This window comes from Nocardia sp. NPDC004860 (assembly GCF_040609015.1).
Classification (GTDB): Bacteria; Actinomycetota; Actinomycetes; order Mycobacteriales; family Mycobacteriaceae; genus Nocardia.
The window spans coordinates 740442-747392 of the sequence record NZ_JBEXJI010000002.1; the positions used below are offsets into that span (position 1 = coordinate 740442).

Here is a 6951-nt window from a genome sequence, read left to right on the forward strand (position 1 = left end):
CATTACGATCGGTCTCGGGTCCATCGCGAACCGAGGAGGTCGTGTGCAACTGCCCATCATGCCACCGGTCAAACCGATGCTGGCCAAATCGGTCTCGGAGCTGCCCCGTGACCCGGGGTTGCTGTTCGAACCGAAATGGGACGGCTTCCGCTGCATCGTCTTCCGCGACGGCGACGAGATCGAACTGGGTTCCCGCAACGACCGGCCCCTGACCCGGTACTTCCCCGAACTGGTGGAACTACTGGGTCGGGCGCTGCCGGACAAGTGCGTGGTGGACGGGGAGATCGTGGTCGTCACCGAGAACGGCCTGGATTTCGACACGCTGCAGAACCGGCTGCATCCGGCGGCCTCGCGGGTGCGGAAGCTGGCGGTGGAGACACCGGCCAGCTTCGTCGGCTTCGACCTGCTGGCGCTGGGCGAGCAGGATCTGACCGATCGGCCCTTCGCCGAGCGGCGGCGGATGCTGGAAACCGTGCTCGACGGGCAGGCCCCGGGCACGCATCTGACGCCGATGACCGAGGACCCGCAGGTGGCGGCGGACTGGTTCACCCGGTTCGAGGGCGCCGGATTCGACGGGGTGATGGCCAAGGCGGCGGATCTGCCGTACCTGCAGGACAAGCGGGTGATGCTCAAGATCAAGCACGAGCGGACCGCCGACTGCGTGGTGGCCGGGTTCCGCTGGCACAAGGACGGGCAGGGGGTGGGGTCGCTGCTGCTGGGGTTGTTCGACGACGAGGGGAATCTGCATCACGTCGGGGTGGCGTCGAGTTTCACCGCGGCGCGGCGCACCGAACTGGTGGGTGAGCTGGAACCGTTGCGCGAGAACGCGCTCGAACAGCATCCGTGGCGGTCGTGGGCCGATGCGGCCGCACAGGCCAAGGCGGACGGGAAGATGCCGGGCGGGGTGAGCCGCTGGACCGGCGGCAAGGATCTGTCGTGGGAGGCGCTGCGCCCGGAGCTGGTGGCCGAGGTGCGCTACGAGCATGTGATGGCGGGCCGGCTGCGCCACGGTGGCCGGCTGGTGCGGTTCCGCACCGACCGCACCCCCGAATCGTGTACCTACGCCCAGCTCGACGAGGTGGCCCCCGCCGAGCTGGCCGACATCTTCGCCGACGCCAGGAACGCGAAAGGGACTGCGCGGTGAGCGATTCGGTGGAGCTCGAGGTGGCCGGGCATACGGTCGGCGTCTCCAATCCGGGCAAGGTGTACTTCTCCAAGCGCGGGGAAACCAAGCTGGATCTGGTGAACTACTATCTGGCCGTTGCCGATCCGATCATGCGGACCATCGGCGGGCGGCCGGTGCTGCTGGAACGGTATCCGGATGGGGCCTCGGGGAAGTCCTGGTTCCAGAAGCGGGTGCCGAAGTCGGTGCCGGACTGGTTGCAGACCACGGTGGTGTCGACGCCGAACGGGACCACCAGCGACGCGCTGGTCGCAGTCGACATGGCGCACATCGTGTGGGCGGTGAACCTGGGCTGCCTGGGTTTCCACGTCTGGCCCACCCGTGCCGGCGCCGAGGCCGCCTCCACGTTTCCACCGGTCATGGACGCGGCCGGCACTGTCCTGCCGCCGACCGGTGTGACCGATGAGCTGCGTATCGATCTGGACCCCTCCCCCGGCATCGGTTTCGACGATCTGCGCGCGGCCGCCTTCGCCACCCGCGAGCTGTGCACCGAACTGGGTATCGATGTGCGCGTGAAGACCTCCGGCTCGCGCGGTCTGCACCTGTACGCGCTGCTGCAACCGGAGTGGGACGGCTATCAGGTCCGTGCCGCGGCGGTCGCGCTGGCCCGTGAGCTCGAGCGCCGCCACCCCGACCGCATCACCGCCGCCTGGTGGAAGGAAGAGCGCGGTTCGCGGGTGTTCGTCGATTTCAACCAGAATGCCCCGCACAAAACGGTTTTCGGTGCCTGGTGTGTCCGCCCGAAGGTCGGCGCGCAGGTGTCCACCCCGATTTCGTGGGAGGCGCTGGAGACGATCGTCCCCGACGAGCTGACCATCGCGACGGTCCCGGCCCGGGTCGCCGAACTGGGTGACCCCTGGGCCGATCGTGTCCCCCAGTCCCTGGAACCACTGCTGGAGATGTCGGAGAAGGACATGGCCGCAGGGTTGATGGACGCGCCCTGGCCGCCGGTCTATCCGAAGATGCCGGGCGAGCCGCCGCGCGTGCAGCCGAGCAAGGCCCGCAAGGACACCGCCGAATAGCGGTGTGCCGGTAGCACTCTCACCGCGCAGCCCCCGACGAGCCGCACTCGCCGGGGGCTGCGCGGTTGTGAGATGTCTCTTGGTGGCGGACGGCGGGTTGTGGCGTTACCGTCATCGGCGACAACGCCGACGACTCGGGCTATATCTGGAATGTCGTGCTGTCCGAACAGTTTCCGACACACCACCGACAGGCAGGGACATTCGATGGACGGCAATATCGAACGCGTGGCGTGGGACCACCCGGCCGCCGCCGGGTACGTGCGTGCGGCCGGTGCCGCCGCGGCCCTGCTGGGCACCGCGAAGGATCACGCGCACGCCGTGGCCGGGATGGACCTGTCCGGGCTGGGGACCCTCGGCAACGGGTTCGCCGCGGCCTGGGCGGCGGCCTGGAGCGCCCACGGCGGCCACCTGCAGACCGCGTCGGCGCTCACCGGCGCCTACGGCCAGGCCATCACCACCTGGGGGACCGTGCTCGGCGGGGTGGACACCGAGTCCGCGGCCACGATTGCGGGCGCCGTCCCCGGCACCGACCAGATCCAGGCGTAGGCCCGTCAGAGGATCAGGGGGACAACCGATATGCAGACCGGCATTCAGGGCGGAGACCTCACCGCGGTGGAGGAACCCGCACTGGTCACAGCCTTGGTCGCGCCGCTGGTGAAGCTGCGTGCGGCCCTGGGCGACGGGACCCGCCCCGGCGCGACGGCGCTGGCGGCGCTGGCGGCGGTGCCGGGCACCGTGCGCGCGGCCCTGGACGCCCACCGCGGCGGGATCACGCCGCTGGCGTCCACCGAGACCGCGGCGGCGGCGGTGCCCGTCCTGAAGCGAACGGGCGAGGAGGTGGGTGCCCTGGCCGACGTGGCGGAAACCCTTGCGCCGCTGGTGATCTCGGCCTACGCCACCCGCGACGAGGCCGCCGCCGACCTGGACGTCCTCATCGCCGATTTCCGGGCGCAGGCCACGCCGCTGGTGAAAGCCGCACGCTCGCAAGCGGATCTGGACTCGGTGGTGAGCCTGGCCGCGGACTACGTGCGCGACGGGGTGAGCGTGGCCGAGGCCGCCGACGGCCGCATGGACGCCCTCACGGCCCGGATCACCAGCATCGACCAGGCCGGGGTCACCGTGCCCACCGGCCTGCCGCTGGACAACGACATCACCACACAGCGCGACCGACAGGCAGGCACGATCTGATGAATTTGTTCGGCGACCTGCCCGGCTTCGCGGGCGGACCGATCGTGCCCCCGCCCGGCACCCCGGTCGCGGTGCCCACGCCCGGCCCCGACGCGGACCCGACCGAGACCGAGGAATTCGAGGTCACCGGCGATATCCGCGATCACAGCTGGGACGAGCTGCCGACCGCGCGGCCCGGCCACCGGACCACCCTGTGGGACGATCCCGAGCACGCCGCGGCCCTGCAGGGCCCGCTCGCGGCCACCGATCCGGTGCTCGGGGCCGACACCACCACCGAGGCGGGCACCGCGCGCATCGATACGCACACCACCTACCACGACATCGAAAAGCATTCCGCCGCCGAGTATTCGGTGACTCTCACGATCCAGATCAAGGCTCAGCCATGACCGACCCCGACGTTCCGGTGTTCACCACCACCAGCAGCAACCGCACCATCACCGTGACCGCCACCGATGCCGGCCAGATCATCGAACTCCGTTTCGAGGCCGCCGAATACGGCCGTGGCGCCGCCGCCCTGGCCGCCGAGATCGTGCGCCTGGCCCAGCGCTGCACCCTGCTGGCCCGCGCCCGCCGCCGCGAGGCCCTGGCCGCCTTCGGCCTGGCCGACGTACTCCTGGACCGCCTCGGCCTGCCCGACCCCCACACCGTCGCCGCCGAACTCGCCCGCCTGGACGCCCCCACCGCCGACACCACCCCGCACAGCTGGGTGCGTGCCCTATGAGCGCCGACATGCAAGCCCTCATCGCCCAGGTCGGCGACCAACTCGAGGCCCTCACCCTCGCCGCCGACGGCCTGGCCCGGGTCACCGGCCACGCCACCGGCCTGCACGGCACCATCACCGCCGCGGTTGCCGGCGACGGCACCCTGACCGCCCTGACACTGGCCGAGTCGATCACCGCCCACCCACCCGACCAGGCCGCCGCCGCCATCCTGGCCACCATCACCGCGGCCACCACCGCCGCCGCCCGCCACCGCGCCGCACTGCTGGCCCACCTCAGCGACACCCTCACCTAGCCGTCCTGGCTGCCGTCCCCGAACAGGGCGAGCTGACGCGACGAAGCGACCGATCCCCCGATCTTGCGCAGACACCGGGCGCACGTGACTTCCGCCCGGGTCGGCTCCAGCGCAGTCGGCGACCACCCGGCAACACCGGTGTGGCACAACAGCTCCGGAACCTCCTCACCCTCGACCCAGTGCCCGAGGCTGACCGCGTGCACGGTGCGCCCGGACCGCACGACGGCGTGCACACCCAGGTCGCCGAACACCGCCCGCGCGGCGGAGGCTAGAGGAGCGATATCGGTCATACGCCCAAACGATAGGTCTGGTCACCGACAAACCGACCGCCACCACCGGGCCCGCTTCGGGTACTACCCAAGATCCGCCGACTTACGTAATGTCATGTAACGTAACAATAAGGCGGAGGGTTCTGTTCGCATTCGATCCCCACATCGGTGATCGCTGCGGTGAACGCCGCCCGCAACTCCGACACCCCGAAGCCGTGGCCGCCTGCGAGACTGCGGTCCACCGGCCGCTGATGGGAACCCCGGATGCCCGCGAGGGGGTGCGCGCCCACCTCGAGCGCCGCGCTCCCCGATGGGCCCCGGCGGGACCTGCGATCCACGACCACGCCGAGTAAGAGAAGAGGCCCTCCGGCAATGGGAAACACCAGCAGATTCGGTGCGACGACGGTGACCGACGACGTCCTCGCCGACACCGACCTCACCGGCCACGTCGCACTGGTGACCGGCGCCACCAGCGGGCTCGGTGCCGAGACCGCGCGGTCACTGGCCGCGGCCGGCGCCGAGGTGATCCTGGCGGTGCGGGACATCGCGGCCGCCACAGTGCTGCGTGACCGGATCCGTGACCGGCATCCGCACGCCGTGCTGGAGGCGGTCCACCTCGATCTGGCCGACCTCGGCAGCGTGCGGGCGGCCGTACACCTGCTCACTGCCCGTCGACAGCGGCTGAACATCCTGATCAACAACGCGGCGGTGATGTACACGCCGTTCGGGCACACCACCGACGGGTTCGAGCTGCAGTTCGGGATCAACCATCTCGGCCACTTCGTCCTGACGAGCGGCCTGCGCGCCGCGCTGTCGGCCGGTGCCCAGCGCACGGGTCACCCCAGCCGCATCGTCACGGTCTCCTCCGCCGCCCACCACCGGTACCCGGCCGACCTGGGTGACCCGAACTTCCATCGGCGCGGCTACGACAAATTCGCCTCCTACGGCCAGTCCAAATCGGCCAACATCCTGATGACCGTCGCACTGGCCGCGCGGCCGACCGGGGACGTCCACGCCTTCGCCGTGCATCCGGGGGTGTGCGCCACCAACCTGGCCCGGCACATGTCCCGCGCGGACCTCACCGAGATGCGCCGGCTGTCGAGCCGCGACCCCGGCCTGCTGCGCACCCTCAAATCGGTGCCCGCCGCGGCGGCAACCACGGTCTGGGCGGCGACCGACGCTCGACTGTCCGCACTCAACGGCGCTTACCTCGCCGACTGCGCGCCGGCGCAAGCCAGTGCCCATGCCACCGATCTCGACACCGCCGGCGCGCTGTGGGGGTTGTCCGAGCAGCTCACCGCACACCGGCGGTGAGCGCACACCTCACCTGCGTGCCGTATTCGCGCCCGCGACCTCGCTGTGTCGTGCCGCGACCACATAGAGTGCGCCGGCGAGGGTTTCGACGTAGGCGTCGGCGTCGTCGAGCCCCCGTCGCAGCCCGCGCATGGACGTGGAATCGGCCAGGAGATCGAACAGAAACTCGGTGTCGACATCGGCGCTGATGTCGCCGCGCTGCACGGCATGGTCGATCAAGTCCGAAAATGCTTGTCGCACAGGCGCACCCAGGGCGGTCAATCGAGCCCGTGCCTGTTCGGTCCGGGTGTCGGCCAACAGCCCCGGGAAGCCCGCGCGCGCGGCGGGGCGCGCAGCGCGGGCCAGGAAGATCTGGACCCAGGTCTTCAGATCCTCGCGCAGGTCACCGGTCTCCATCGGCAGCGGATGCCCGCCGGGGCCGTGCACGGCCTCCTCGATCAACGCCTCCCGAGTCGGCCAGCGGCGGTAGATCGCCGGCGTATTCACACCCGACTGCCGTGAGATCGCCGCGATCGTCGTCTGCTGGTAACCGACCTCGGCCAGCAGGCGACGAGCCGCCACCAGCACGGCCTGATCCTTCGATTCGTCCCGTGGGCGGCCCATTCGCGGCCCCGCTCCCTCGCTCATAGTTGCATGTAATCACGCTACGTTTCTCTGGGCCAGAATCGGGCAGCGACCGGGTGCAGAGGTCGGCAACCTCGCAGATATGGCCTGTTCAGACCACCTGGCACCGCGACGAGTAGTTATGTAACAGACTGTTACGTAAAGCCTAGAGTGGCGGCAGAGACCCGAAGACATCGATGGGACCTCTGTGCAGCCAGGGTCATCTGCGCCATGCACAGAGCCGCCTGCGAGCAGGACTGCGCCGCGGCGCAGTACAACTACCAGGCGGGGGGGCCCGGGGGCCCCCACAACCCCACACAAACAAGAGCCCACACATGTGCCGGGAAAAGCCCCCCCC

Annotated in this window: 10 protein-coding genes; 8 read left to right on the forward strand and 2 right to left on the reverse strand. The window is 70.1% G+C overall.

Annotated elements, in window-relative coordinates:
• The first annotated feature begins 43 nt into the window (after window positions 1-43).
• The 7 genes from ABZV44_RS07515 (at window position 44) to ABZV44_RS07545 (ending at window position 4407) form a co-directional block, all read left to right on the forward strand.
• Window positions 44-1144: an ATP-dependent DNA ligase gene (locus ABZV44_RS07515; RefSeq protein WP_354833066.1), complete on the forward strand. Its 1101-nt coding sequence runs from the start codon at window positions 44-46 to the stop codon at window positions 1142-1144.
• Window positions 1141-2205 carry an ATP-dependent DNA ligase gene (locus ABZV44_RS07520; protein ID WP_354833068.1) on the forward strand — a complete coding sequence of 355 codons (1065 nt, stop codon included), beginning with the start codon at window positions 1141-1143 and terminating at the stop codon, window positions 2203-2205. The genes ABZV44_RS07515 and ABZV44_RS07520 overlap by 4 nt, the downstream gene beginning before the upstream one ends.
• A gap of 204 nt (window positions 2206-2409) precedes the next feature.
• Window positions 2410-2751, forward strand: coding sequence for a hypothetical protein (locus ABZV44_RS07525; protein ID WP_354833070.1), 342 nt, complete (start codon window positions 2410-2412; stop codon window positions 2749-2751).
• A gap of 30 nt (window positions 2752-2781) precedes the next feature.
• Window positions 2782-3393, forward strand: coding sequence for a hypothetical protein (locus ABZV44_RS07530; protein ID WP_354833072.1), 612 nt, complete (start codon window positions 2782-2784; stop codon window positions 3391-3393).
• Window positions 3393-3779, forward strand: a complete 387-nt coding sequence (locus tag ABZV44_RS07535; protein WP_354833074.1) for a hypothetical protein — start codon at window positions 3393-3395, stop codon at window positions 3777-3779. The genes ABZV44_RS07530 and ABZV44_RS07535 overlap by 1 nt, the downstream gene beginning before the upstream one ends.
• Window positions 3776-4114 carry a hypothetical protein gene (locus ABZV44_RS07540; protein WP_354833076.1) on the forward strand — a complete coding sequence of 113 codons (339 nt, stop codon included), beginning with the start codon at window positions 3776-3778 and terminating at the stop codon, window positions 4112-4114. The genes ABZV44_RS07535 and ABZV44_RS07540 overlap by 4 nt, the downstream gene beginning before the upstream one ends.
• On the forward strand, window positions 4111-4407 hold the full coding sequence (locus ABZV44_RS07545) for a hypothetical protein (protein WP_354833077.1): 297 nt from the start codon (window positions 4111-4113) through the stop codon (window positions 4405-4407). The genes ABZV44_RS07540 and ABZV44_RS07545 overlap by 4 nt, the downstream gene beginning before the upstream one ends.
• Here the strand turns inward: ABZV44_RS07545 and ABZV44_RS07550 are convergent.
• A complete protein-coding gene (locus ABZV44_RS07550) occupies window positions 4404-4697 on the reverse strand; it encodes a hypothetical protein (RefSeq protein ID WP_354833079.1) in 294 nt (97 codons plus the stop codon). The two genes, ABZV44_RS07545 and ABZV44_RS07550, sit on opposite strands and share 4 nt — an antisense overlap.
• A gap of 351 nt (window positions 4698-5048) precedes the next feature.
• Between ABZV44_RS07550 and ABZV44_RS07555 the strand changes: the two genes are divergently transcribed.
• On the forward strand, window positions 5049-5990 hold the full coding sequence (locus ABZV44_RS07555; RefSeq protein ID WP_354833081.1) for an SDR family NAD(P)-dependent oxidoreductase: 942 nt from the start codon (window positions 5049-5051) through the stop codon (window positions 5988-5990).
• A 9-nt stretch (window positions 5991-5999) separates the two neighbouring features.
• Here the strand turns inward: ABZV44_RS07555 and ABZV44_RS07560 are convergent, their stop codons facing one another.
• Window positions 6000-6593: a TetR/AcrR family transcriptional regulator gene (locus ABZV44_RS07560; protein WP_354833083.1), complete on the reverse strand. Its 594-nt coding sequence runs from the start codon at window positions 6591-6593 to the stop codon at window positions 6000-6002.
• Between the last annotated feature and the right edge of the window lie 358 nt (window positions 6594-6951).

What these genes read in the sequence shown, in the direction of transcription:
- ABZV44_RS07525 (WP_354833070.1), top strand. Translation starts at nt 2,410, where the DNA reads ATGGACGGCAATATCGAACGCGTGGCGTGGGACCACCCGGCCGCCGCC.
- ABZV44_RS07530 (WP_354833072.1), top strand. Translation starts at nt 2,782, where the DNA reads ATGCAGACCGGCATTCAGGGCGGAGACCTCACCGCGGTGGAGGAACCC.
- ABZV44_RS07535 (WP_354833074.1), top strand. Translation starts at nt 3,393, where the DNA reads ATGAATTTGTTCGGCGACCTGCCCGGCTTCGCGGGCGGACCGATCGTG.
- ABZV44_RS07540 (WP_354833076.1), top strand. Translation starts at nt 3,776, where the DNA reads ATGACCGACCCCGACGTTCCGGTGTTCACCACCACCAGCAGCAACCGC.
- ABZV44_RS07545 (WP_354833077.1), top strand. Translation starts at nt 4,111, where the DNA reads ATGAGCGCCGACATGCAAGCCCTCATCGCCCAGGTCGGCGACCAACTC.
- ABZV44_RS07550 (WP_354833079.1), bottom strand. Translation starts at nt 4,697, where the DNA reads ATGACCGATATCGCTCCTCTAGCCTCCGCCGCGCGGGCGGTGTTCGGC.
- ABZV44_RS07555 (WP_354833081.1), top strand. Translation starts at nt 5,049, where the DNA reads ATGGGAAACACCAGCAGATTCGGTGCGACGACGGTGACCGACGACGTC.
- ABZV44_RS07560 (WP_354833083.1), bottom strand. Translation starts at nt 6,593, where the DNA reads ATGGGCCGCCCACGGGACGAATCGAAGGATCAGGCCGTGCTGGTGGCG.